This is a genomic window from Actinomadura rayongensis (assembly GCF_009831215.1).
In the GTDB taxonomy this organism is placed as follows: domain Bacteria; phylum Actinomycetota; class Actinomycetes; order Streptosporangiales; family Streptosporangiaceae; genus Spirillospora; species Spirillospora rayongensis.
Genome location: NZ_WUTW01000001.1, coordinates 1,707,582 through 1,731,724, shown reverse-complemented (window position 1 = coordinate 1,731,724; position 24,143 = coordinate 1,707,582). Strand labels below are relative to the sequence as shown.

At 72.5% G+C, this 24,143-nt stretch carries 24 protein-coding genes, 1 pseudogene and 1 riboswitch; of the genes and pseudogenes, 10 read left to right on the top strand and 15 right to left on the bottom strand.

Features of this window, described 5'->3' with window-relative positions:
- Positions 1–54: 54 nt before the first annotated feature.
- The 3 genes from GQ466_RS08210 (at position 55) to GQ466_RS08200 (ending at position 2,880) form a co-directional block, all read left to right on the top strand.
- Positions 55–1,044, top strand: a complete 990-nt coding sequence (locus GQ466_RS08210; RefSeq protein WP_161102092.1) for an ABC transporter ATP-binding protein — start codon at positions 55–57, stop codon at positions 1,042–1,044.
- Positions 1,041–1,862 carry an ABC transporter permease gene (locus GQ466_RS08205; protein WP_161102091.1) on the top strand — a complete coding sequence of 274 codons (822 nt, stop codon included), beginning with the start codon at positions 1,041–1,043 and terminating at the stop codon, positions 1,860–1,862. Before GQ466_RS08210 ends, GQ466_RS08205 begins: the two co-directional genes overlap by 4 nt.
- A 187-nt stretch (positions 1,863–2,049) precedes the next feature.
- Entirely contained in the window at positions 2,050–2,880 is an 831-nt protein-coding gene (locus GQ466_RS08200; RefSeq protein ID WP_337193366.1) for a polysaccharide deacetylase family protein, read from the top strand.
- Here the strand turns inward: GQ466_RS08200 and GQ466_RS08195 are convergent.
- Together GQ466_RS08195 and GQ466_RS08190 are read right to left on the bottom strand one after the other, a co-directional pair.
- Positions 2,877–4,322, bottom strand: a complete 1,446-nt coding sequence (locus GQ466_RS08195) for a uracil-xanthine permease family protein (protein ID WP_161102089.1) — start codon at positions 4,320–4,322, stop codon at positions 2,877–2,879. The genes GQ466_RS08200 and GQ466_RS08195 overlap by 4 nt on opposite strands.
- Before the next feature lie 43 nt (positions 4,323–4,365).
- Positions 4,366–5,958, bottom strand: coding sequence for a helix-turn-helix domain-containing protein (locus GQ466_RS08190; RefSeq protein ID WP_161102088.1), 1,593 nt, complete (start codon positions 5,956–5,958; stop codon positions 4,366–4,368).
- Between the two features lie 305 nt (positions 5,959–6,263).
- Between GQ466_RS08190 and GQ466_RS08185 the strand changes: the two genes are divergently transcribed.
- Entirely contained in the window at positions 6,264–7,151 is an 888-nt protein-coding gene (locus tag GQ466_RS08185) for an oxamate carbamoyltransferase subunit AllH family protein (RefSeq protein ID WP_161102087.1), read from the top strand.
- Between the two features lie 60 nt (positions 7,152–7,211).
- Entirely contained in the window at positions 7,212–8,429 is a 1,218-nt protein-coding gene (locus tag GQ466_RS08180) for a DUF6986 family protein (RefSeq protein ID WP_161102086.1), read from the top strand.
- On the opposite strand, the gene GQ466_RS08175 is transcribed toward GQ466_RS08180, so the two are convergent.
- Positions 8,426–9,280, bottom strand: coding sequence for a nitroreductase/quinone reductase family protein (locus tag GQ466_RS08175; protein WP_337193365.1), 855 nt, complete (start codon positions 9,278–9,280; stop codon positions 8,426–8,428). The two genes, GQ466_RS08180 and GQ466_RS08175, sit on opposite strands and share 4 nt — an antisense overlap.
- Before the next feature lie 76 nt (positions 9,281–9,356).
- Between GQ466_RS08175 and GQ466_RS08170 the strand changes: the two genes are divergently transcribed.
- The gene (locus tag GQ466_RS08170; protein WP_161102085.1) at positions 9,357–9,830 is read left to right on the top strand and encodes a MarR family winged helix-turn-helix transcriptional regulator; all 474 of its coding nucleotides are present in this window, start codon (positions 9,357–9,359) and stop codon (positions 9,828–9,830) included.
- Here the strand turns inward: GQ466_RS08170 and GQ466_RS30670 are convergent.
- A complete protein-coding gene (locus tag GQ466_RS30670; RefSeq protein ID WP_337193398.1) occupies positions 9,827–10,387 on the bottom strand; it encodes a nucleotidyltransferase family protein in 561 nt (186 codons plus the stop codon). The two genes, GQ466_RS08170 and GQ466_RS30670, sit on opposite strands and share 4 nt — an antisense overlap.
- Complete coding sequence (locus GQ466_RS08160; protein ID WP_161102084.1) at positions 10,387–11,496, bottom strand: XdhC family protein; 1,110 nt, start codon at positions 11,494–11,496, stop codon at positions 10,387–10,389. The genes GQ466_RS30670 and GQ466_RS08160 overlap by 1 nt, the downstream gene beginning before the upstream one ends.
- Before the next feature lie 80 nt (positions 11,497–11,576).
- Here GQ466_RS08160 and GQ466_RS08155 point away from each other — a divergent pair, with 80 nt between their 5' ends.
- Positions 11,577–12,776: a sulfite oxidase gene (locus GQ466_RS08155; RefSeq protein ID WP_161102083.1), complete on the top strand. Its 1,200-nt coding sequence runs from the start codon at positions 11,577–11,579 to the stop codon at positions 12,774–12,776.
- 30 nt (positions 12,777–12,806) lie between these two features.
- On the opposite strand, the gene GQ466_RS08150 is transcribed toward GQ466_RS08155, so the two are convergent.
- The 9 genes and pseudogenes from GQ466_RS08150 to GQ466_RS08110 all read right to left on the bottom strand — a co-directional run bounded on the left by GQ466_RS08150 (position 12,807) and on the right by GQ466_RS08110 (position 19,575).
- Complete coding sequence (locus tag GQ466_RS08150) at positions 12,807–13,247, bottom strand: PH domain-containing protein (RefSeq protein WP_237417619.1); 441 nt, start codon at positions 13,245–13,247, stop codon at positions 12,807–12,809.
- Entirely contained in the window at positions 13,240–14,112 is an 873-nt protein-coding gene (gene hisG / locus GQ466_RS08145) for an ATP phosphoribosyltransferase (RefSeq protein WP_161102082.1), read from the bottom strand. The genes GQ466_RS08150 and hisG overlap by 8 nt, the downstream gene beginning before the upstream one ends.
- 46 nt (positions 14,113–14,158) lie before the next feature.
- Positions 14,159–14,671 (bottom strand): 6,7-dimethyl-8-ribityllumazine synthase, encoded by a 513-nt coding sequence (gene ribH, locus GQ466_RS08140; RefSeq protein WP_161102081.1) that lies wholly within the window; start codon positions 14,669–14,671, stop codon positions 14,159–14,161.
- Positions 14,668–15,885, bottom strand: a complete 1,218-nt coding sequence (locus tag GQ466_RS08135) for a bifunctional 3,4-dihydroxy-2-butanone-4-phosphate synthase/GTP cyclohydrolase II (RefSeq protein WP_161102080.1) — start codon at positions 15,883–15,885, stop codon at positions 14,668–14,670. Before GQ466_RS08135 ends, ribH begins: the two co-directional genes overlap by 4 nt.
- Positions 15,882–16,520 (bottom strand): nicotinamide riboside transporter PnuC, encoded by a 639-nt coding sequence (gene pnuC, locus GQ466_RS08130; RefSeq protein ID WP_161102079.1) that lies wholly within the window; start codon positions 16,518–16,520, stop codon positions 15,882–15,884. The genes GQ466_RS08135 and pnuC overlap by 4 nt, the downstream gene beginning before the upstream one ends.
- A complete protein-coding gene (locus tag GQ466_RS08125; protein ID WP_161102078.1) occupies positions 16,517–17,116 on the bottom strand; it encodes a riboflavin synthase in 600 nt (199 codons plus the stop codon). The genes pnuC and GQ466_RS08125 overlap by 4 nt, the downstream gene beginning before the upstream one ends.
- 93 nt (positions 17,117–17,209) lie before the next feature.
- A riboswitch (FMN riboswitch) is annotated at positions 17,210–17,340 on the bottom strand.
- A gap of 467 nt (positions 17,341–17,807) precedes the next feature.
- Positions 17,808–18,488, bottom strand: a complete 681-nt coding sequence (gene rpe, locus GQ466_RS08120; RefSeq protein WP_161102077.1) for a ribulose-phosphate 3-epimerase — start codon at positions 18,486–18,488, stop codon at positions 17,808–17,810.
- 278 nt (positions 18,489–18,766) lie between these two features.
- A pseudogene (locus tag GQ466_RS33100) lies at positions 18,767–18,943 on the bottom strand (helix-turn-helix domain-containing protein); the annotation flags it as partial.
- Between the two features lie 305 nt (positions 18,944–19,248).
- Positions 19,249–19,575 (bottom strand): hypothetical protein, encoded by a 327-nt coding sequence (locus GQ466_RS08110; protein ID WP_161102075.1) that lies wholly within the window; start codon positions 19,573–19,575, stop codon positions 19,249–19,251.
- 232 nt (positions 19,576–19,807) lie between these two features.
- Between GQ466_RS08110 and GQ466_RS08105 the strand changes: the two genes are divergently transcribed.
- The 3 genes from GQ466_RS08105 to GQ466_RS08095 all read left to right on the top strand — a co-directional run bounded on the left by GQ466_RS08105 (position 19,808) and on the right by GQ466_RS08095 (position 23,003).
- A complete protein-coding gene (locus tag GQ466_RS08105) occupies positions 19,808–20,536 on the top strand; it encodes a DUF5919 domain-containing protein (RefSeq protein WP_202420007.1) in 729 nt (242 codons plus the stop codon).
- Positions 20,537–20,646: 110 nt separating this feature from the next.
- The gene (locus tag GQ466_RS08100) at positions 20,647–21,117 is read left to right on the top strand and encodes an NUDIX domain-containing protein (RefSeq protein ID WP_161102073.1); all 471 of its coding nucleotides are present in this window, start codon (positions 20,647–20,649) and stop codon (positions 21,115–21,117) included.
- A 515-nt stretch (positions 21,118–21,632) separates the two neighbouring features.
- On the top strand, positions 21,633–23,003 hold the full coding sequence (locus tag GQ466_RS08095) for a PxKF domain-containing protein (protein WP_161102072.1): 1,371 nt from the start codon (positions 21,633–21,635) through the stop codon (positions 23,001–23,003).
- Between the two features lie 85 nt (positions 23,004–23,088).
- On the opposite strand, the gene GQ466_RS08090 is transcribed toward GQ466_RS08095, so the two are convergent.
- On the bottom strand, positions 23,089–24,132 hold the full coding sequence (locus GQ466_RS08090) for an LLM class flavin-dependent oxidoreductase (RefSeq protein ID WP_161102071.1): 1,044 nt from the start codon (positions 24,130–24,132) through the stop codon (positions 23,089–23,091).
- Positions 24,133–24,143: the final 11 nt, after the last annotated feature.

Below are 24,143 nucleotides of genomic sequence, written 5' to 3'. Positions count from 1 at the left end.
CTGGTCGTCCGTCTTCGTCGTTTCCGGGGGCGAACGCGTCGGTATCGACCTGACATGATCCAGGCGCGGGGGCTGACCAAGCGGTACGGGCACAAGACCGCGGTGGACCACGTCGAGTTCACGGTCGAGTCCGGGCACGTCACGGGGTTCCTCGGGCCGAACGGCGCCGGGAAGTCCACGACCATGCGCATGATCCTCGGGCTGGACCGGCCCACGGCGGGCGACGTCACCGTCCGGGGGCGCCGGTACGAGAGGCTCGGGGCGCCGCTGCGCGAGGTCGGCGCGCTGCTGGAGGCGCGCGCCGCGCAGGGCGGCCGGACGGCCCGCAACCACCTGCTGTGCCTGGCGCAGAGCAACGGCATCCCCGAGGCGCGCGTGGACGACGTCCTGCGCCTGGTCGGGCTGGAGGCCGTCGCGGGGCAGACGGTCGGCAGCTTCTCGCTCGGCATGTCCCAGCGGCTCGGGATCGCGGCGGCGCTGCTCGGCGACCCGCCCGTCCTGATGTTCGACGAGCCCGTCAACGGCCTGGACCCCGAGGGCATCCTCTGGATCCGCACGCTGATGCGGCAGCTCGCCGCCGAGGGCCGGACGGTGTTCGTGTCGAGCCACCTGATGTCGGAGATGGCGCTGACCGCCGACCACCTCGTCGTCATCGGACGCGGCCGGATCCTCGCCGACACCGGGATGAGCGAGTTCATCGAGTCCAACGCCACCAGCCACGTCCGGGTGCGGTCGCCGCGCCTGAGCGAGCTGGCGCCGCTGCTGACCGCGCGCGGCTGGCGGGTCGAGCCCGCCGACCGGGACGGCGCCCTGGCCGTCCACGGCGCGTCGGCGGCGGCGATCGGCGACCTGGCCGCCGAGCACGGGCTGCGGCTGCACGAGCTGGCGCCCGTCCGGCCGTCCCTGGAGGAGGCGTTCATGCGGTTGACCGGCGACACGGTCGAGTACCACGCGGGGCCGTCGGCGCGTCCGCCCGTCCCGCCGGGCGAGCCGCGTCCGGCGCCGCCGCCGCCCGAGGCCCCGGCGCCGGGGGACGCGCCGTGAGCGCCCCGGCGCGGGAGGCGCCCGCGCAGGCGCAGGAGGCGCGCGCGTCGTTCGCCAACGTCGTCGTGTCGGAGTGGACGAAGATCCGCACGGTGCCGTCGACGTTCTGGACGCTGCTGTCCGGCGCGATCGTCGTCATCGGCTTCTCGGCGCTGTGGTCGTGGGCGTTCGTCGCGAGCTACCACCAGATGACCGAGGCCGACCGCGCGTCGGTGAGCCCGACGTCCCCGATGCAGATCGCGTTCTACTTCGGCATGGTGATCTTCGGGGTGCTCGGCGTGCTCGTCATCACCGGGGAATACAGCAGCGGGATGATCCGCACGGCGCTGACCGCGATGCCGCGCCGTCCGGAGTACCTGGCGGCCAAGGCCGTCGTGGTGGGCGGCGTCGTGCTGGTCGTCGGGGTGCTCGTGTCGTTCGCCTCGTTCTTCGTGTCGCAGCCGATCCTGTCGGTCCACGGCTTCGACGGCTCGCTCGGCGAGCGCGGCGTGCTGCGCGCGGTGTTCGGCGGCGGGCTGTTCCTCGCGCTCATCGCGCTGATGGCGCTCGGCGTCGGCGTGATCGTCCGGCACACGGCGGGCGCGGTCGTGACGGTGTTCGTCGTGCTGTTCGTGCTCGGCATCGTCGGCGGATTCCTGCCGGGGTCGTGGGGCGCGACGCTGAGCGAGTACCTGCCGTCCAACGCGGGCGGCGCGATCCTGTCGCCGACGCGGCAGGCGGGCACGCTGGCCCCGTGGGCGGGCCTCGGCATGTTCGCGCTCTACACGGCCGTCGTGCTCGCCGTCGCGGCGGTCCTGTTCCAGTCCCGCGACGCCTGACAGACTCCCCTGGCCGGGAAAGGACGAGCGGAAACCGCGTCGCTCCCCGGTCCCGGACGCCGGACATGGTCAGATATGTCCCGGCAATCCTCGTTCGGAGCGAACCGCGACGCGTGCGCGGCCGTCCATCCATGCGAGGAACCGAACGAGGAACAGGGGAACACCGCCGATGCGAGGGAAGACGCCCGTGGCCGCCACCGTGGCCGCCGCGATCGTCGGGGTGGCCGCCGCGGCCGGTCCGGCCGTGGGCTCGGCGGGCGGGTCGTCCGGGCCGTCCATGTCGGCGCAGCTCGCCGCGGTGCTCGCCGACCAGCGCTGGCCCGCGCCGAAGCCGGGCTCGTGGACGCCCCCGAAACCGGCCGTCGACGGCCTCCCGACCGTGATCAACAAGATCGACACGCAGGACAAGGTCGTCTTCCTCACGATCGACGACGGCTACGAGTACGACTCGCAGTTCGTCGACATCGTCCGCAAGGAGCGCGTCCCGATCCTCACGTTCCTCACCACGACGTACGTGCGCGGCGAGGCGCAGTACTTCTGGGCGATGCGCAACGCGGGCTCGCAGATCGAGGACCACACCGTCACGCACCCGAACATGGCGACGCTGCCGCTGGAGTCGCAGCAGCGCGAGATCTGCCAGTCCGCCGACACGATCGCCGCGCAGTACGGCCGCCGCCCGATGCTGTTCCGTCCGCCGTTCGGCAGCTACAACACGCTGACGCGGCAGGCGGCCAAGGCGTGCGGGATGAAGGCGATCCTGCTGTGGTCCGCCGAGTTCTACAACGGGACGAGCGGCCCCGGCGTCGGGTTCAACGGGTTCGCGCGCGGCGACGGCGCGGGCACCGGATTCCGTCCCGGCGACATCGTGCTCATGCACTACCGCAAGGGCCTGGCCGGGCAGTTCCAGACGATCCTCGGGTGGATCAAGCAGCAGGGGTTCCGGCCCGCGGCCGTCCAGGAGTACCTGCCGCGCTCGCTCGGCGGGAACGCTCCCGACGCGCCGCCCGCGACGCCCTAGACGGGCGGGCGCACCGGCCCGCCGCTGTCGTCCTCGGCGGGCGCGATGATGCCCCGGCCGGTGTCGCCCGGGGACCACCGTCCGCTCAGCCCGTTCAGCACGTGATACCCGACGAGGACGGCGATCGTCCCGAACGCGATGCCGCCGAGCGGGAAGTCGTCGGTGATCGCCAGCGTGACGCCGCCGATCGCGAGGATCAGCGCCGCCGCGACCGGGACGAGGTTCACCGGGTCGCCGAAGTCCACCCGGTTCTCCACCCAGATCTTCGCGCCGAGCAGCCCGATCATCCCGTAGAGGACGACCGTGATCCCCCCGAGCACCCCGCCGGGCGTCGCGGCGACGAGCGCGCCGAACTTGGGGCACAGCCCGAACAGGACCGCGACGGCCGCCGCGACGAGGTAGGCGGCCGTGGAGTAGATCCGCGTCGCGGCCATGACGCCGATGTTCTCGGCGTAGGTCGTCGTCGGGGAGCCGCCGACGCCGGTGGCGAGGACGGTCGCGACGCCGTCCGCGCCGAGCGCCCGGCCCATCACCGGGTCCAGGTCCTCGCCCGTCATCGCCGCGACGGCCTTGACGTGCCCGGTGTTCTCCGCGATCAGCGCGATGACCGGCGGCAGCGCCAGCAGGATCGCCGACGTGGTGAAGCTCGGCGCGTGCAGGCTCGGGAAGCCGAACCAGTCGGCGTGCCGGACGGCCGAGAAGTCCACCCGGTAGTGCGGGAACGCCGTCGCGACGCAGTACGGCCCCTCGGCCGGGCACGGCTTCCCGGCCGCGTCCAGGAGATGCTGCCCGGGCAGGACCGACGTAATTTTCCCGGCCGTATGGTCCAGCACCCACGACAGCGCGAACCCGAACACCAGCGCCAGCAGAATCGACACCCGCGACCAGAAACCGCGCAGCAGGACGTTCGCCAGCACCGCCGCGCACAGCGTCGCCAGCCCGACCCACTGGTCCTGCGGCCAGTACGTCGTCGCAACGACCGGCGCGAGGTTGAACCCGATGAGCATGACGACCGCGCCCGTCACCACCGGCGGGAACACCCGGTGGACGACCTGCGCCCCGAGCACGTGGATCACGACGCCGACCGCCGCCAGCACCGCGCCCGACACCAGGATCGCGCCGGTGACCGTCGCGCTGTCGCCGCCCGCCGCGCGGATCGCCGCGACCGCGCCGACGAACGACGCGCTGGACCCGAGGTAGCTCGGCACCCGGCCGCCCACGACGAGCAGGAACAGCACCGTCGCGACGCCCGACATCATGATCGACAGGTTGGGGTCCAGGCCCATGAGCACGGGGAACACGAACGTCGCGCCGAACATCGCGACGACGTGCTGGACGCCGATGCCCGCCGTCCGCGGCCACGTCAGCCGTTCCCCGGGGCCGACGACCTCGCCCGGCGGCGGGGTCCTCCCGTCACCGTGCAGCTTCCAGCCGAACGTCATCCGCTGTCTCCTCCCGACCTGGGAAAACTCTATGACCCTGCGGTCAGATGCCGCGCATCCGCAGCACGTGGAGCGCCAGCGTCAGGTTGAGCCGGAGATTCGCGTCGCGGGTGAACGGGCCGAGCATCCGCTCCAGCTTCCCGATGCGGTAGCGGAGCGTGTTGTAGTGGAAGTGCAGGCGCCGCGCCGTCTCGGCGACGTTCAGGTTCGTCTCCAGCAGCTCCTGGAGCGTGCGGCGCAGGTCCTCCATCTCGGGGTCGTCGCCCGCGGCCAGGTCGCCGAGCGTCTCGCGGACGAACGCGTGCAGCTCCGCCGGGTCCGGCACGAGGCTGAGCAGCCGGTACACGCCGAGGCCGTCGAAGTGGGCGCGGGCGCCGGGGCCGTGGAGCCGCCGTCCCACCCGGACGGCCGTGCCCGCCTGCTCGTACGCCTCGGGCAGGCCGGACGGCCCCGCGACCGTCCGGCTGACGCCGGTGGAGAACGTGCGCGCCGTGGTCCCCTGCTCGGTGAACTGGGCGGCGGCCTCGGCGGCGAGGGCGGCGGCGAGCGCGGCGGCGTCCTCGTCCACGCCCTGGTCCGTGCCGACCAGCGCGACGACCTCGTGCGCGAAGCTCGCCACGGCCGCGCCCGGGTCGCGGCGCCGGGCCGCCGCCGTCCACGCCGCCGTGAGCCGGTCCTGCGCGGCGCGCTCGTCGGCGCGCGTCTGCGTCGTCCCGTCCGGACGGGCGTCCAGCTCGGCGACGACCACCGCGAGCCGCCGGTCCAGGTCCCAGCCGAACCCGGCGCAGTGGGCGGTGATCTGGTCGTCGTCTCCGGCGCGTCCGGCGAGGACGTCGCGCAGGAAGTCCGCCCGGTACTTGCTCTCCACCGCCGCGACGGCCTGCTGCTTCGTCACGACCAGCGCCGCGACGGTCGCCGCGCGCTCCAGGATGCCGAGGTCGGTGTCGCCGAGCGCGCCGTGCGCGACGATCCGGCCGTGGTCGAACCCGCCCGCGAGGACCGGGACGGCCGGCGACCCCGGCGGCGCGGCGGCGAGGTCGGGGCGGCCCGCGCGGGCGAGGACGCGCCCGTCGCCGTCCAGCAGCGCGACCGGGACGCCGAGCACCGCCGCGACCTCGGCCACGACCTCCTGCACCCCGCCCCCGCACAGGACGATCTGCACGAGCGCGCGGTGGACCTCCTCGGTGCGGGCGAGGACGGCGGCCTGCCGGTTCAGGATTCCGGTGAGCACCTGGTTGAGGACCTCGTCGAACCCGGTCCCGGCGGGCAGCAGGATCAGCGGGACGCCGAGCCGGTCGGCCTCGGCGATCAGCCGCGCGGGCGGCGCCTCCCCGGGACGGCCCGCGCGGACGGCGAGCGCGGCCAGTCCCCGCGCGGCCAGGTCGGCGAGCCGCACGGCGCGCAGCACCCGGCCGGACGCCAGCAGCAGCTCGTCCGGTTTGACCCGGACGTCCGGGGCGTCCAGCACGTTCAGCCGCCGCACGACCCGGCCGAGCCCCGCCCGTCCCGCCGCGAGGCGCGCGCCGGCCAGGCTGGGCACGCCCAGCACCTCCGCGACCGACAGGCCGGGGGTCAGCGTTCCGGTGCTCGCGAGCCGGAGGACCGGTGGGCCGGGCTCGACGGGACTGTGGCTCATGCGGGGGGTCACCTCGCCGGTGGAGCGTTCGGCGCCGGGTGGGCCGGCACCTGATCAAGACTGACAACAAACGCCAACGCTGACAACAGGGCTTGGCAGATTTGCCCGTACGCGGGCGGCGCGCCACCCGTCTAGCGTGCGCCCCGAGGGCACTCCCGACTCCCGCTCCCAGGAGGTTGCACCGTGAGTGAGCCGGAGGCGCGCGCCGTGCGCTGGACTGAGGAGCGCGCGCAGCGAGGAACGAGCGAGCACGCGACGAGGGAAGCGCGCGGCTTCGAGCGCGCCGCAGGCGAGCGGGGAACACCGTGAGTGAATCGTCTTGTCCGGCGCCGCTGCCTGGTGCGGCGAGTACGGCGCTGCGGGGTGTGCTGGACGGGCCGCCGCGTGCCGCCCGGGTTCTCGCGCGCTTTCCCACCGCGCTCTATCTGGAGCTGCGCGGGCCGGGCGAGCCGAAGGTCGTCGCGGTCGTCACGTCCGACGCGGCCCGGCCGCCGAACGCGGTGGTGCTCGCGGCGGCGGCGCGGGATCGTCCGTTCCTGCGCGTCGGGGACCGGGCGGGCGCGCGGGTCGGCGAGGGACGCGTCGAGGCCGGCGGGCTGGTCGTGCGGGCGCGGCGGCGGTTCGACCCGCGTCCGGCGCTCGGCGCCCCGTCGTCGGCGACGGTCGCGCTCGGGCTGCGCGCCGTCGAGCGGGCGCTGGCGGGCGCGGCGGGCGGGCTGGACGGTCATCCGGCGCCCGCGCTGCTCGCCGGCCGGTGCGCCGGCGACGACCTGGCGGGCGCGGTCGAGGCGGCCGAGCGGATCGTCGGGCTCGGGCCGGGCCTGACGCCGAGCGGCGACGACATCCTCGCCGGGCTGCTCGCGGCGTTACGGCTCGTCGGCGGGGCGCTGCGGGACGGCGCGCGGGCGGTGCGGCTCGCCGAGTGGCTGGGCGCGGCCGTCACCGAGGACGCCGACACGCGCACCACGTCCCTGTCGGCGACGCTGCTGCACTGCGCGGCGCGCGGCGAGACGAGCGCGGAGGTCGGGGCGCTGCTGCGCGGCGTCGCGGGCCGGGAGCCGCCCGTCCCGGCGCTGCGGCGGCTGCTGGCGGTCGGGCACACCTCGGGCGCGGACCTCGCGCAGGGCGTCGTCGCGGGCGCCCGCGCGGCGCTCGCGCTCGCCGTGCCGCACGCGCGCCGCGCCACCGCGTGATCTGGCCGTTCACGGCGAATCTTGTGTCCAACTGGACCCGGATTGGGGGATCATGGCGGGGTGAATCTCAGCTTCTCCGCGATCGAGGACCTGTCCGCTCGCATCGAGTCCGTCCGCGCCGAGCACGCGGCCCGGTTCCCCGGCCCGGCGGCCGGGCGGCAGCCGGTCCACACCGTGTACGTCCCGGCGGACCGGTTCTCGCGGTCGACGCCCGCCGAGTTCGGCGCGGAGGCGCTGCGGCTGCTGAACACCCACACGCCGGGCGACGGGTCGTTCGGGGGCGCGTTCGGCCTCGACCCGGAACTCGCCGGGACGGTCCGGCAGCGCGTCGCGGCGAAACTGGCGAGCGAGCCCGTCGAGGACGTCCGGATCGACTTCGAGGACGGCTACGGCACCCGTTCCGACGCCGAGGAGGACGGCCACGCCGCGCAGGTCGTCGAGGCCGTCGCCACCGCGTACGAGGCCAAGACGCTGCCGCACTACTGGGGCCTGCGCGTCAAGTCGTTCACCGACGGCGGCCACGAGCGCGCGATGCGCACGTTGGACGGGTTCCTCACCGCGCTGCGCGACCGCCTCGGCCGCCTGCCCGGCGGGTTCACGATCACGTTCCCGAAGATCGTCGCGGCCGAGCAGGTCGCGCTGTTCACCGAGTACCTGGACGGGCTGGAGGAGGCGCTCGGCCTGCCGTCCGGCATCCTGCGCTTCGAGGTGCAGATCGAGACGCCCGGCTCGGTGATCGACGCCGACGGCCGCTCCGGGCTGCGCGCCATCGCGGACGCGGGCCAGGGCCGCATCACCGCCGCGCACTTCGGCGTGTTCGACTACACGGCCGCGCTCGGGCTGCCGCCGCAGGAGCAGCGTCTCGACCACCCGGCGTGCGACTTCGCCCGCCACCTGATGCAGGTGACGCTGGCCGGGACCGGGATCCGCCTGTCGGACGGCTCCAGCAACGTCATCCCCCGTAACGACGGGCCGGACGAGGTGAACCAGACGTGGGCCGTCCACGCGGCGCACGTCCGGCACTCGCTGAGCCACGGCTTCTACCAGGGCTGGGACCTGCACCCGGCGCACCTGCCGAGCCGGTACGCGGCCGTCTACGCGTTCCACCTGGACGGCGTGGACTCGGTGATCGGCCGTGTCCGCGCCTGGCACGAGCAGGCGGCGAGCGGCAGCGGCGTCCTGGACGAGCCCGCGACGATCCGCGCCCTGACCGGCCGCCTGCGCCGCGCCGTCGACTGCGGCGCCCTGGACGAGAGCGTCCTGCCCCCCGCCGACTAGCTCCGGCGCGGCAGGGCGGCGTCCAGGACGGCCACGAGCTGTTCCTCCTCGTAGGCGAAGTGGGCGTCCAGGTCGGCGGTGATCCGGTCCAGTCCGGCGCGGACGACGGCCGGGTCGGCGGTGCCGAGTGCGTCCAGCAGCCCCGCCAGGTCGCCGCGCAGCCGGGTGACCGCGACGTGCTCGCGGCGCAGCCGTTCCAGGACGGGCGCGAGCCCGGGGAACGCCGCGCCGACGCCCGGGAAGCCGCGCGTCTCCTCGTTGTCGTGGTGCTCGCCGAGCGCGTCGCAGACCGTCCGGCAGCGGGCGCGCAGCTGCGCGGCGAGGTCGGGCGCGGGGGCGCGGCCGTCCAGCGCCGCGAGGACGTCGTCGCGCAACGCCGCCAGGTCGGCGCGCAGCTCGGCGTGGACGCTCAGCAGCAGGGAGCCGACCGGTCCGCCCCGCGCGTCACCCGCGCGGACGAGTTCCACGACCGGGATGACCCGGTCTGTCATCTTCTGGTACTCGGCGTACGGCGGGACGCGCTCGGCCTGGAGCGCGTAGAGGCGGTCGCGCTCCGCCGCCTCGACCGGCAGCGCGGCGCCCGCGTACGTCTCGGCGCCGGTCTCGACCGTGACGCGCGGGTCGCGGCGGATGTTGGCGTACCAGGCCGGGTTCGCGTCCCGGCCCGCGTTGGACGCGAAGACGAACAGCCGTCCGCCCTCGGTCATGCTTCCGAGCGGCGTGGTGTGCGCGCGGCCCGAGCGGGCGCCGGTCGTGGTGAGCAGGACGAGGGACGCGCCCTCGAACATCCCGCCGACCCGTCCGCCGTTGGCCCGGAACTCCTCGATGACCGGCCGGTTGACGTCGTTCACGGCGCGCTCTCCTATCCTGCTGGGTACGGCACGAACATCTTTGCTTTGCAAGCAAAGCTATTTTGGAAGCAGAGGCATGTCAACCGACGAGACCGCCACCGGGCCGAGCGTGGAGGACGGCGTGCGCGCGATGCTGCTGCTCATGCCCCGGATCGTCGCCGCCGCGAAGAAGATCCGCGTCCCGGACGAGCTGCGCTCCTTCGACCTCGCGCCCCGCCACCTGTCGCTGCTGTCCTATCTGCTGTTCGACGGGCCGACCGGCGTGAACGCGCTGGCGGAGCGGCTGGAGGTCGCCCCCGCCACGGTCAGCCTCATGGTCGGCGACCTCAGCCGTCAGGGCATCCTGGAGCGCAACGAGGACCCGGCCGACCGGCGCCGCACGATCGTCGCGATCGCCGCCGCGCACGAAACGGCGATCCGGGGCTGGCTCGCGGTCGGCGCGACGGCCTGGCGCACCGCGCTCGAACCGCTCTCCCCCGCCGAACGCGCGACGTTCCTCGCCACGATCGCCGCGTACGAACGCGCGTCCGCCGAGGCGCGCCGCGCCTAGCGGTCGCGGTAGGCGGCGAGGTCGGCCGGCGTGTCCAGGTCGGCGGGCGAGGCGACGTCGTCGCAGGGCACGGGCGTGACGAGGTCGGGACGGGTTCGCAGGAACGCGCGGGCGCCGCGGTCGCCGTGCGCTTGTGCCGCGATCTCTGCCACGTGTCGGCGTGTGAAGAGAACTGGATTGCGCGGCTTGCCGTCGTAGGTCGCTACGGCGATTTCGGCGCCGTTCGCGTGGGCGGTTACGAGGCGGCGGACGGCCTCGGCGGTCACGTCGGGCTGGTCCACGAGCGCGACGACTACGGCGTCGCATTCGTCGGGCAGCGCGGCGAGGCCGACTTTCAGCGACGAGCCCATGCCCGTCTCCCAGGCGTCGTTGCGCACGATCTCCGCTCCGGGTACCCCGACGTCCGCCGCACCCGTCACGACGAGCACCTTCGTGCAGCCGCCGTCGGCGAGCGTCCGGACGCCCCGGTCCACGAGGCGTTCGCCGCCGATCTCGATCAGCGCTTTGGGCCGTCCCATCCGGCGCCCGCCGCCCGCCGCGAGCAGCAGCCCGATGATCACCGGTGGATGCGCCCGCTGGTCGTGCCGAGCGGACGTCCCGAGCCGCCCCAGCGCGTCTGCACCAGCTCCGCCGCGATCGACACGGCCGTCTCCTCCGGCGTCCGCGCGCCGAGGTCCAGGCCGATCGGCGACCGCAGCCGCGCCAGCTCGGCGTCGGTCAGGCCCGCCGCGCGCAGCCGCGCCATCCGGTCGTCGTGGGTGCGACGCGAGCCCATAGCCCCGACGTACCCGGCCTGCGTGCGCAGCGCGAGTTCCAGCAGCGGGACGTCGAACTTCGGGTCGTGGGTGAGGACGGCGATGGCGGTCCGCTCGTCCACCTCGGTCTCGGCGAGGTATCGGTGCGGCCATTGCACGACGACCTCGTCGGCGTCGGGGAAGCGCTTGGCGGTCGCGAAGACCGGACGCGCGTCGCACACCGTCACGCGGTAGCCGAGGAACTTCCCGACGCGCGCGACGGCCGCCGCGAAGTCGATCGCGCCGAACACCAGCAGGCGCGGCGGCGGCGCGAACGCCCGGACGAACACCGTGAGGTCGTCGCCGCGCCGCTCCCCCTCCGGCCCGTACCGCAGATCGCCGGTGCGGCCCTGGGCGAGCATGCCGCGCGCGTCGTCGTCCACGGCGGCGTTGAGCCGGTCCTCGTGCGCGGCGCCGGGCGCGAGGCTGCCGGCCGCCCGATCCGGCCAGACGACGCGGCGCGCACCGATCCGTCCGGGCCCCGCGACGACCGTCGCCACGGCCACCGGCTCGCCCTTCTGGACCGCCGCCGCCACGTCCCCGAACTCCGGGAACGTGGCGGGACCGACCGGCTCGACCAGGATGTCCAGGATCCCGCCGCAGGTCAGCCCGACCGCGAACGCGTCGTCGTCGCTGACCCCGTACCGCTGCACGACCGGCCGCCCGGACGCGACGACCTCCTGCGCCAGCTCGTACACCGCGCCCTCGACGCAGCCGCCGGACACGCTGCCGACGACCTCCCCGTCCGGCGCGACCGCCATCACGGCGCCGGGCGGCCGAGGCGCGCTTCGGAACGTTCCCACGACGGTGGCGAGCCCGAACGTCCGCCCCGCGTCGTACCACGCGGCGAGATCGCCGAGCACATCACGCATGCGCTCAATCTACCCATCGAAGTAATGTTAATTGGTAGGCAATGTTGACTTCTGCGAACGGGCTCAGCACCATACGAGCCATGACCGCCCCCGACACGAGCGCGCCGGGCCTGCCGCGCCGCCGCCTGCTCCAGATCACCGCCGGGGCCGGCGGCGCGCTGGCGCTTCCGTTCGCCCCCGGCTCCGCCAGCGCCGACAGCGGCATCGTCAAGCCGCTGCCGCCGGAGCTGTTCGTCCCGCGCGGCACCAACGCCGAGACGCGCTGGGAGGCGATGGCCGGGCAGGGGTACCTCACCCCGATCGACCGGTTCTTCGTCCGCAACCACGTCGCCACGCCCCGGATCGACGCCGCGACCTGGCGGCTGCGGCTGTGGGGCGACGGGCTGCGCGGCGCGCCCGGCGAGGACCGCGCGGTCGAGTTCCGCTACCGGGACCTGCTGCGGCTGCCGTCCGAGACCATCACCGCGCGCATCGAGTGCACCGGCAACGCCCGCTCCCTCTTCACGACGCAGCAGGGCCAGAAGGTGTCGGGCACCGCGTGGGGGCTCGGCGCCGTCGGCGTGGCCCGCTGGCGCGGCGTCCGGCTGTCGGTCCTGCTGGAACGCGCCGGGATCACGCCGGACGCGGTGGACCTCCTGCCGCGCGGCCTCGACGCCGACTACGTGGACGCGGGCGAGAACCTGGGCCGCGTCCGCCGTCCGCTGCCCGTCGCCAAGGCCCGCAAGGACGTCCTGGTCGCCTACGAGATGAACGGCCGCCCGCTGCCGCCCGACCACGGCTTCCCGGCGCGGCTCGTCGTCCCGGACTGGGTCGGCATCGCGTCCATCAAGTGGCTAGGCGACATCCAGGTCTCCACGACACCGCTGGCGTCCCCGTGGAACACGCGCTACTACCGCTTCTTCGGCCCCGGCTACCCGCCCGAAGGCAGCGCGCCACTAACACGCGTGAACACCAAGAGCACCTTCGAACTGCCATGGGACGGAGAAATCAGCGACATCAGCGCCTTGCACGGACGCTCCTGGTCCGGCACCGGCCGCATCACGGCCGTCTCGGTCAGCACCGACGGCGGCGCGTCCTGGCGCCCCGCCCACCTCCACGGCCCCGGCACCGCCCGAGCCTGGACGCGCTGGACCCTCCCCTGGCACCCCACCCCGGGCCGCTACGAACTCCTAGCCCGCGCCACCGACGAAACAGGCACCGCACAACCCGACGTCGCCCCCTACAACACCCTCGGCTACCTCTTCGGCGCCGTAGCCCGCCACCCGATCACCGTCCGCTAACGGCCGGTCCCGGAACAGTCCGACGCAAGGTCAGGACGGCTCGGGAGTTCGGGTGTGGAGGAGGGTCTGGAGTTCGCGGAGGTCGCGGACGGCGCGGGTGCGTTCGGCGCCGTTGATGCCCATCGCGCTGATCGACGTGCCGTCGGCGAGGTCGAGCGTCGGCCACGGGTCGCCGACGTTCATGTCGGCGGCGACGACCTCGGCCCAGGCGAGGCGGCGGGTGCGGAAGGCGTTGACGACCGTCAGGCCGGACGCGTCCGCCACGACCCGGCAGCGCGCCAGCATGTGCAGCACCCACGCGCAGAGCAGCCCGAACAGGACGAGCATCACCCGGTCGAACGTCTTGAACTGCGGCGCCACCACCACGGCGAGCGTGACCATGCCGAGCATGAGCACGCCCGCCGCGGCGTAGGCGATGACACGGGTCGTGCGCGGACGCCACACGACCGGCAGCGACGGACCGTCAGTCAACGATCTTGGAGATCGGGATCTCGAGGATGTCGTGCGCCCCGGCCGCCTTGAGCGCCGGGATCAGCGTGTTCACGCCGCGCTTGGCGACGACGCCCTCCACGGCGTTGTCCCCGCCGGCCAGCGACGTCACGGTCGGCGACGACAGCGACGGCATGATGTCGAGGACGGCCCGCAGGTTCTCCTGCGCGACGTTCAGCTTCAGCAGCACGTTGCCGCGCGCCCGGATCGCGCCCTGGAGCAGCAGCGCGATGTCCTCCATGGCGGCGCGCTTGGCCGGGTCCGCGTAGGCCTCGCGGTTGGCGACCAGCTCGGTGTGGCTGGTGAGCAGCGTGTCGAGGATGCGCAGGCCGTTCTTGCGCAGCGACGAGCCGGTCTCGGTGAGGTCGACGATGACGTCCACGATGTCGGGGACCTTGGCCTCGGTCGCGCCGTAGGACGGGACGACCTTCGCCTTCACCCCGTGCTTCTCCAGGAAGCGCCGCGTCATCTCCGGGAACTCGGTGGAGATCCGGACGCCTTCGGGCAGGTCCGACACGGCCTGCCACGGCGCGTCGTTCGGCACCGCCATGATCACCCGGACGGGGTTGGACGTGGCCTTGGAGTACTGGAGCTGCCCGAGGCTGACGACGTCGGAGTCGGTCTCGGTGATCCAGTCGCGCCCGGTGATGCCGAGGTCGAACAGGCCCTGTTCGAGATAGGTCGGGATCTCCTGCGGACGCAGGACGCGGACGCGGTCGATGCGGGGATCGTCGATGGACGCGCGGTAGTCGCGGTCGGACGTGCGCCGGACGGTGAGGTCGGCGGCGTCGAACAGCGCCATCGTCGCCTTCTCCAGCGACCCCTTGGGCAGAACGAGAGACAGCACGGTGGATGAGCCTTTCACAGACGGGACGAGCAGGAACCGGTGGCGATCAGGAGCCCAGATGCTCCGCGCCGTGCCCGGCATGACCGTGATGCCGCAGCCCTCGCAGGGTCAGTGCCGTGTCGAGTGCGGCCACAGTCGCCTCCCATCCCTTGTCCTCGTGGCTGCCCGGCAGCCCGGCGCGGTCCAGCGCCTGGTCAATGGTGTCACATGTGAGGACCCCGTTGCCCACCGGTGTGGACTCGTCGAGCGCCACGCGCGTCACACCGGACGTCAGGGAATCGCAAACGTAGTCGAAGTGCGCGGTCTCCCCCCGGATGACGGCGCCGAGGCACACGACGGCGTCCAGGTCGCGGGCGAGCTGCTGCGCGACGACCGGGATTTCCAAAGTGCCCGCGACGCGCGCGACGACCGGCGCGTCCACCCCGCACGCCTTGGCCGCGTCCAGGGCCCGGGCGAGCAACTGGTCGGTGATCTGCCCGTGCCAGCGCGCGGCGACGATGCCGAGCGTGAGCCCGGCGGCGTCGACGGTGCGGTCCTCGGGACGTCCTTCGCCGCTCACGCCAGCGCTCCGATCTGGTGGCCGAGCCGGTCGCGCTTGGCGGCCAGGTAGCGGACGTTGTGCTCGGTGACGGCGGGCGGCATCGCCTCGCGTCCGCGCACGTCGATGCCGAGCCCGGTCAGCGCGGCGATCTTGTCGGGGTTGTTGGTCAGCAGCCGGACGGACCGGACGCCGAGGTCCCGCAGGATGTGCGCCGCGTTGGAGTACTCGCGGGCGTCCACCGGCAGGCCGAGTTCGACGTTGGCGTCCACGGTGTCGGCGCCGTCGTCCTGGAGGGCGTAGGCGCGCAGCTTGGCGAGCAGGCCGATCCCCCGGCCCTCGTGCCCGCGCAGGTACACGACGGCGCCGCGTCCCTCGGCCGCGATGCGCTCCATCGCGGCGTCGAGCTGGGCGCCGCAGTCGCAGCGCGCGGAGTGCAGGACGTCCCCGGTGAGGCATTCGGAGTGGACGCGCACCAGCACGTCGTCGCCCGCGCCGAGGTCGCCGAGGACGAGCGCGACGTGCTCCCCGTCGTCCACGACGCCGGAGAACCCGACCGCGCGCCACTCCCCGTACCGGTTCGGCAGCCGCGTCTCGACGACGCGCGTGACGGTCGGCTCGGTGCGGCGGCGGTACTCGGCGAGCTGCTCGACGGAGATCAGCGCGAGCCCGTGCTCCTTGGCGAACACCTGGAGTTCGGGGAGCCGCGCCATCGTCCCGTCGTCGTTGACGACCTCGGCGAGGACGCCCGCCGGCGGCAGCCCGGCGAGCCGCGCGAGGTCCACGGCGGCCTCGGTGTGCCCGCGCCGACGCAGCACGCCGCCCTCGCGGTAGCGCAGCGGGAAGATGTGGCCCGGACGGGTGAAGTCCCCCGGCACGGACGCCGCGTCCGCCAGCTTGCGGATCGTGTTCGCGCGGTCGGCGGCCGAAATGCCGGTGCTGACGTCCGCGGCGGCGTCCACGCTGACGGTGTAGGCGGTGCGCATCTTGTCGGCGTTCTGGGCCGTCATCAGGGGGATCTGGAGGCGGTCCAGGTCGTCGCCGGTCATCGGGACGCAGATCACGCCGCTGGTGTACCGGATCGTGAACGCGAGGAGTTCGGGGGTCGCGGCGGACGCGGCGAAGATGATGTCGCCCTCGTTCTCGCGGTCCTCGTCGTCCACCACGACCACCGGCTGACCTGCCGCGATGGCCGCGACCGCCGTCTCGATCGGATCGAAGATGCCATCGCTCATGTGGTCACCGTCCTGCTTTCCGAGTGTTGCGGGTTGGCCTCGCGGAGCCAGTTGCGGAACCCCGCGAGCACCATGACGAAGAAGATCCCGTAGACCAGCCCGGACACGTACAGCCCGGACTTCAGGGCCAGCGGGACGCCGACCAGGTCCACGAGGACCCAGATGATCCAGAAGTCGACGAGCGCGCGGCTCTGCGCGAACGTCGCGGCGGCGCTGCCGACGAAGATGTAGGCGTTCGCCCACGGCGACCAGGTGACGTGCAGCCAGGTCAGGTGGGCGAAGATCTGCGCGACGGCGACCGTCCCGGCCGCGAGGGCGGCCAGCAGCACGATCCGCTCGCGCGCGGTGGCCTTGCGGACGACGAGGTCGCCGCCGCCGCGCCGTCCGCGCGTCCACATGGCCCAGCCGTAGATCGCGAGGACGCCGAACAGCACCTGCTTGAGAGCGTTCCCGGGGACGTGCGCGTGCAGGGACGCGGCCAGCAGCAGCGCGGCGCCGGCGAACTGCACGGGCCAGGTCCAGATCGTCCTTCGCATCGCGAGCCACACGACGGCCAGCGACAGGACGTTGCCGACGAGGTCCGTCCACAAGACGTGCTCGCCGAACAGGGAGAACCCGGCGCCGAGCCAGTTCACGGCGCGACCCTCGCGCCGAGCATCCGCTCGACGTACTTCGCGACGACGTCCACTTCGAGGTTCACCGGGTCGCCGGGGCCCTTGTGGCCGAGCGTCGTGAGTTCGAGCGTGGTCGGGATGAGCGAGACGCTGAACCGGTCGTTCGTCGCCTGCACGACGGTGAGGCTGATGCCGTCGACCGTGATGGAGCCCTTGTCCACGACGTACCGGGCGAGGTCTTCGGGGAGGGAGAACGTGACGACGTCCCAGCGCTCGCCGGGCTCGCGGGAGATCAGGGTGCCGACGCCGTCCACATGGCCCTGGACGAGGTGGCCGCCGAGCCGGTCGTTCAGCCGGACGGGACGTTCCAGGTTGACGCGGGAGCCCGCTTTCAGCGCGCCGAGGGAGGACCGGTCCAGGGTCTCCTTCATCACGTCGGCGGTGAAGATCCCGTCGCGCGTCTCCACGACGGTGAGACAGACGCCGTTGACGGCGATCGACGCGCCGTGCACGGCGTCCTCGGTGACGAGCGGGCCGCGGATCGCGAGCCGCGCCGAGTCGGCGAGCGGCTCGACCGCCGTGATCTCGCCGAGTTCCTCGACGATGCCGGTGAACATGTCTCCCGGGCCTCCTGACCGTTCCAGGCGAGGCTCCGGGGATGCTTTCCCGCATGATGCGAGGACACGTCACCCCTGGTACGCAGGGGTGACTCGCGCGCTGCCTCCCATCCGGACTTTCACCGTCGGTCCCGGAATTCCACCGGATCAACCGGCCGATGGCTTCGGCCGGGTCGCGGACTGTCACCGCCGGTTCGGACTTTCACCGACCCCGGAGCACGCGTTTCACTGCTTGCCAACCAGTGTGCCACGCCCGACATTCCCGTCCCTATGTGGGATTCACCACGATGAAACATTCAGGACACACGACCCGTCTCCACCCACCTGCCCCCAAACCGCACCGCGCACCCCGCCCCACCAGCGCAAACGACCCGCCGCGCAGGGCCGCAGGCTCGCGCGGCGCGACATCTCAGCACGCGCAACCCGCGCGCACGCGTGGCACGACACGCCGCGCCAGCGCACACGACGCACCGCGCAGGACCGCAGGCTCGCGCGGCGCGAGCCGTTACTCAGCGCACGCGGCCTGTGAGCCCGTCCGCGCGACGCGGCCGGGCTCGTCACGTCCGGCCCGGCGGCTCGCCGACGCATCGGCGCGGGCGCGGCGCGTCCGATCAGTGCGGTCCGGCCCGCGCGGGCTGGGTCGTCCGGCGGGCGCGGACGGTGCGGCGCCCCGGCCGTCCGGCGGGGGCGGTCAGGCCCAGCCGGCGGCTTCGGTGGCCTTCTCGGCCTGGGCGCGGAGGCGGCGCGCGGCCTCGGCGGGGTCGTCGGCGCCGTAGACGGCGCTGCCCGCGACGAACACGTCCGCGCCGGCCTCGGCGCAGCGCTCGATGGTCTCGGCGCTGACGCCGCCGTCTACCTGGAGCCAGACGGGCAGGTCGCGGTCCTTGATGAGGGTGCGGGCGCGGCGGACCTTGGGCAGGACGACGTCCAGGAACTTCTGGCCGCCGAAGCCGGGCTCCACGGTCATCAGCAGCAGCATGTCGATCTCGCCGAACAGGTCCGCGTAGGGCTCGATGGGCGTCGCGGGGTTGATCCCGAGGGACGCGCGGGCCCCGGCCGCGCGGATGGCCCGGAGCGTCCGGATGGGCGCTTTGGCGGCCTCCGCGTGGATCGTGACGCTGCCCGCCCCGACCTCGGCGAACTGCGGCGCCCACCGGTCCGGGTCCTCGATCATGAGGTGGCAGTCGAGGGGGATCGGGCTCGTCCGGAGCAGCGCCTCCACGACCGGCAGCCCGATCGTGAGGTTGGGGACGAAATGGTTGTCCATGACGTCGACGTGGACCCAGTCGGCGGCCTCGGCGACGCGGTTGACGTCGTCGGCCAGATGGGCGAAGTCGGCGGACAGGATGCTGGGTGAGATCTGCGGAGCCATGATGCCGAAAGTCTAGATGCGCCCGTCCCGCCCCTCCTCACCCGCCCGAGGGAGAGTACGGGTGACCCGGCCGCCGGAAAGCCCTCCGGCCGGGCGCACGAACCGCCCGGCCAGAGGGCCGCGGACGCTCAATCGCCGCCGAGCGCCTTCACGACGGCGGACGGGTCCCCGTCGAAGTAGTCCCGGACGACGCTCTGCAGCACCGCCAGCGCCCGCAGGCCGGGGACGAACTCGGCCTCCTCCCGCGGGACGGCGGGCTCCTTCACGTTCCCCACCTTGAGCAGCTCGTGGATCTCGGCCGCGGGATACCGCCGGTGACCCGACGGCAGCGTGATCGGGTTCAGCGTCCCCATCCGCGCCCACCGCGTGACGGTCTTCGGGTCGACGCGGAAAAACTGCGCCACCTCCGAGGGCGTGTAGAGGGTCGGCTGCTTGCCTTCGTTGTCTTCGCTCATCGCCATGTGTTTTCGTTCGAGACGGTTCGTACTTCGGACAAACCTCCGACCCACGCCGACCAGCAAGGCCATGCGCAGCCCAGAGACACTTGAATGCCGCGAACGCGGCGACCGGGCGGGGCCTCCGGGTGGAGCCCCCTCACCAGGACCGGCGGACGGCCGCGCCGACCCGCCCCACCCGGAGGAGTTCCCAGGCCAGGGCCCGGCCAGAAGATGGCGCGAACCAGCGCCGGGCCGGGCGATTCCCGTGCGATCCCCTCGGGCGACATGGCCGGCCGCGATAACGGGAATTCATCCGGCCGGTGTCAGTGATCGGGGTGGTGCCGAATGCCGAGGACGTTCGCGACGGCGAAGGCCGCGCGCCGCAGATCAGCGACCGGACCGATGACGTTGCGAGGGTCGAAACCCCACACGAACGCCCATCCATCGACGGAGAGGTCACACCCGACGTCTTCCGCGACCTCCTGCCGCTCGACCCGGAGCGTCGGCGGCAGACCGGCCGTGAGCCGCGAGATCTCACATGAGACGTCCGAGTACCGCTCCCTGAGCGTCAGACTCAACGCCTCCAAGAAGACGACGCGCTGGTTGGTGAGCTTGCCCGGGTCGGCAGGACCGGGCGGTGAAGCGTGCATGGCCGATCTTCCTCCTCGTGAATTCTGCGGTCGAGATCGGCCCAAATGCATAAAATCACCAGATTTCTGCCGGGCGTGCGATCTTTCGTCACTTCCAGTGTCCGAGCGCCGATGAGACATCTGCACCGCATTCGGAGGACGTTCGGGACGTTCTCGCGCTAGCTTCTGTGAACGTCACAGACGTCCCGATCGAAAGGTCGACGCAGTGGTCAACCTCGCTCTTCACCAGGCAATGGACGATGCGAAACTGACACCGCAGGACCTCGCGGAGCGCTGCGAGGTCGATGTGAAGACGGTGGCCCGCTGGCTGGCCGAGGAGGATCGGGTTCCTCATCCTCGGCATCGGTGGGCCGCCGGACAGGCTCTAGGAGTTGATCAGACCGTGCTGTGGCCCGAGGCGATCCGCAAGAACGTCAAGACCGGTGCCGACCGCGAGATCGTCACCGCCTACCCCTACCGTTCGGCCGTCCCCAAGTCCCTGTGGCGCACGCTCATCAGCGACGCGACCACCGACCTCACGTTCGCCGGGTACACCAACTACTTCTTCTGGCTGGAGATCCCCAACCTCCGCGCGGTCCTGCGCCGCAAGGCCGAGCACGGCTGCCGCGTCCGGTTCCTGCTCGGCGACCCCGACAGCGAGGTCACCCGGCGGCGCGAAGAGAAGGAGGCCGTCCCCCTCACGGTCGGCACCCGCATCAAGATCACGCTGGACGAGCTGGCCAAGCTCGGCGACCCGCCCGGCATCGAGACCCGCCTCAGCGACGAGCACATCGCGATGAGCGTGTTCACCTTCGACGACCACATGCTCGTCAGCACACACCTGGCGAACCTCGTCGGGCACGACTCGCCCGTCCTGCACCTCCATCGCACCCAGAGTGACGGCCTGTACGACCGCTACGCGCACCACGTCACCGAACTCTGGAACACCGCCCGTCCGCTCCGCCCGGCCCTCAACGGCTAGGCACCGATGACGAGCACGATTCCGGCCGAGCACCGCGCCAGCGTGGAGACCCTGTGGGACTACCGCGACATGCACCACCCGCGACCTGACGCGCCCCTAGAGTCGGCTGAGTGACCACCGACCCGACCGAGAGCTTCGCTCGTCCCCGCGTCGCAGCCGGTGTCCTCTTCTGGGACGAACACGACCGTGTGCTCTTGGTCGTCCCGTCTTACAAGGACTACCGCGACATTCCCGGCGGATACATCGAGACCGGCGAAACGCCGACCCAGGCCGCCGCACGCGAAGTCCGCGAGGAACTCGGCATCAGCCCGCCGATCGGCCGCCTCCTGGTCGCGGACTGGGCGCCCAACGAGACCGAGGGCGACAAGCTCCTCTTCCTCTTCGACGGCGGCGTCCTCGCACACGAACACCTCACCTCGATCAAGCCCGACCCCGCCGAGATCGTCGGCTACGAATTCCACGACGTCGCCCAGATCGACAAGCTCACCATCCCCCGCCTGGCCTGGCGCCTCACCCAAGCCCACACCGCCCGTCACACCAACACCGTCCGCTACCTCGAACACGGCCGACCCACCCAGTGACTCACCGGCCGCTCAGGCGAGGGGTCCGCCAGGGCCTGTTCCAAGGTTGCTCCGAGCCATTCGCTGACGGCGGTGATGTGGACGGCGGGCTGGCCGGCGAATTCGTTCACCCGCCTGGCCGGGACGCCAAGTGGCGGTCGCGGTAGGGCATTGTGGTGTCTCCGAAGTTTTATCGGCACGCCGGTGCCTCATGAACTTTCCGGCCGCGTATCAATGGACCTTTTTGGCGAACCCGCGGAGACGGTGTCCGCTTTCGGTCAACGGGGCGATTAGCGGTCCCCGACATCGGGCGGCTCAAAGTGTGAAAATCGGGTGGTGGCTCCCGGTGAACGGATGATCCGTTCGTGTGAAGACCGGGGGCCTGATCCGGTTCACAGGACGGACATGCGCAAAGCCGGGGGTCGCCACTGCCGGTCCACGCCTCGGGCGGCAGTGAGCGACATGGCCGTGTCGGCGTCCCGTGCCATCGGGCAAGGGACTGCGGGCGCGGCCAGGACCTGGAAGGGGTTCCTGGTATGTCCGATCGCATGTTGAAATCGTCCGCCGCGCGAGCGTTGCCGCGCCGTGTCGGGCGGGTTCGGTCCGCCCTGGCGGCGGTGCTGCTGTCCGCGGTGTTCGTGGTGGCGGGCCCGTTAGGGACGGTCGCGCGGGCCTCGGTGACAACGCTGGTCTACGTCACCAACAACGACGACAACACCGTCTCGGTCATCGACCCGGCCACCAACACGGTGACGGCGACGATTCCGGTCGGGGCAAGTCCGGACGGCGTGGCCTTCAGCCCGTCCGGAAACAAGGCCTACGTCACCAACTTCAACGGCAACAGCGTCTCGGTCATCGACCCCGGCACCAATACCGTGACCGCCACCATTCCGGTCGGCAGTCACCCTCTCGGCGTGGCGTTCACGCCCTCGGGGAGCACCGCCTATGTCACCGATAACGGCACGTCCGTCGTTTCGGTGATCGACACGGCCACCAACACCGTGACCGGGACCATCTCCGTCGGCACCGCACCGAACCAGGTCGCCGTGGCTCCTTCGGGCGCCACCGCGTACGTCACCAACAACGTTGACAACACCGTCTCGGTCATCGACACGGCCACCAATACCGTGACGGCGACCATCCCGGTCGGCAGCGCGCCCGCCGGGGTGGCCGTCACTCCCTCCGGCGGCGCCGCCTACACCGCCAACAACGCCACGACCACCGTCTCCGTGATCGACACCGCGACCAACACGGCGGTCGCGACCGTGCCCGTCGGTCAGCTCCCGAACGGGGTGGCGGTCACCCCGTCCGGCAGCACCGTGTACGCGACCAACTTCGGTGGGACGAGCGTGTCGGCGATCGACACCGCGACCAACACGGTGACCGCGTCCATCCCGGTCGGCAACTCGCCCGCCGAGGTCGCCGTCACCGGCACCACCGCCTACGTCACCAACTTCGACAGCAACACCGTCTCGGTGATCGACACGGCCGCCAACACCGTGACGGCGACCGTCCCGGTCGGCCACTCCCCCTACGCCGTGGCCGTCCGGCCCGGCACGCCGCCCTTCGACTTCACCGGCTTCTTCCAGCCCGTCGACAACCCGCCCGCCGTCAACGTCATGAACGCCGGACGGTCGGTGCCGGTGAAGTTCAGCCTCGGCGGCGACAAGGGCCTGAACATTCTCGCGCCCGGCTCACCCTCCTCCCAGAACGTCACCTGCGGCACCGGCTCCGCCGACCCGATCGAGACCACCACGACCAGCAAGGCCGGCCTCACCTACGATCCCTCCAGCCAGACGTACACCTACGTGTGGCAGACCGACAAGGCGTGGAAGGGCACCTGCCGCACCTTCCACCTCGTCCTCACCGACGGCACCGACCACACCGCCAACTTCGAGTTCAAGTAGCGGGCGCGCGTCAGGGCGGCCCCGGGCACGCGCCCGGGGCCGCCCATCCGTGAGGTCCGCCGCTGGATCCCCCGGCTTCTTCCGTTCAGGCGAGGAGGTCCGCCAACTGGGCCATCTCGGCGGGCGGGTCGATCACCGGCTGGATGAGCAGTTCGTCGATACCGGCCTGGTGCAGGGTGGCGATGCGGGCGCGGAGGTCGTCGCGGGCGCCGACCAGGGCGAGGGCGTTCATCAGCGAGGGCAGGATCAGGTCGCGGTCCTGCGGTGCGATGCGTCCCAGGTAGTTGGGATAGAGCTTCGTGTGCCGGTCGGGTGCGGTGGCGCCGGTGCCGCGCCGGTCCAGCAGCAGCCGCACCGCCTCGCGTTCGGCGGGGCCGAGCTGGTCGGCGAAGGCAAGGGTGTCGGCCGCGAAGGCCAGCAGTGAGAGGACGAGGTGGCCGGTCGCGTCGCGGGCCGCGTCGCCGTGGGGGTCTTCGTTCTCGTCCAGGATGTGCAGCGCGGTGACCAGGTAGGAGTCCGCGTGCGCGCCCGGCGGCGTGCGGGCGGCGCGACGGCGGGCGTCGTGCAGCGCCCGCCAGGCGGCGGGGTCCAGCAGGCCGAACGAGATCAGGCCGGTGCCGCGACGGCCCGCGACGGCGGCGGCCTTCGGGCCCAGGGCGGCGACGACGAACTCGATCGGGTCCGCCGTGTTCACCTGCCCTCCGGCGTGCAGGAAACGGACGTCGCGAGCCCGGTCGCCCTCGCGGTACTCGACGGTGCCCCCGGCGCACAGGCCCTGCAACGCGGCGGTGAACGTCTCCAGCTCGGCCACCGTGGTCGGTCGCATGCCCAGCGTGCGGCGGGCGGTGTTCCCCGTTCCGACGCCGCAGACGATCCGGCCCGGCGCCAGCGCGTTGAGGCCGGCGAACCCGCTCGCGGCGGCCGGTGCCGAACGCAGCGCCGGCGACGTCACGCCGATGCCGAGCCTGATGCGGCGGGTGGCCTTGGCGCACAGGCTCAGGGCGACGAAAGGGTCCCCGTGGACCATCGGGGTGTCGTTGACCCAGAAACTGTGCAGGCCCAGTTCCTCGGCCTGTACGGCAAGGTCCTCGACACCGGGCTGCGCGGTGACCACAACGCCTGCACGCATCGAACCCTCCA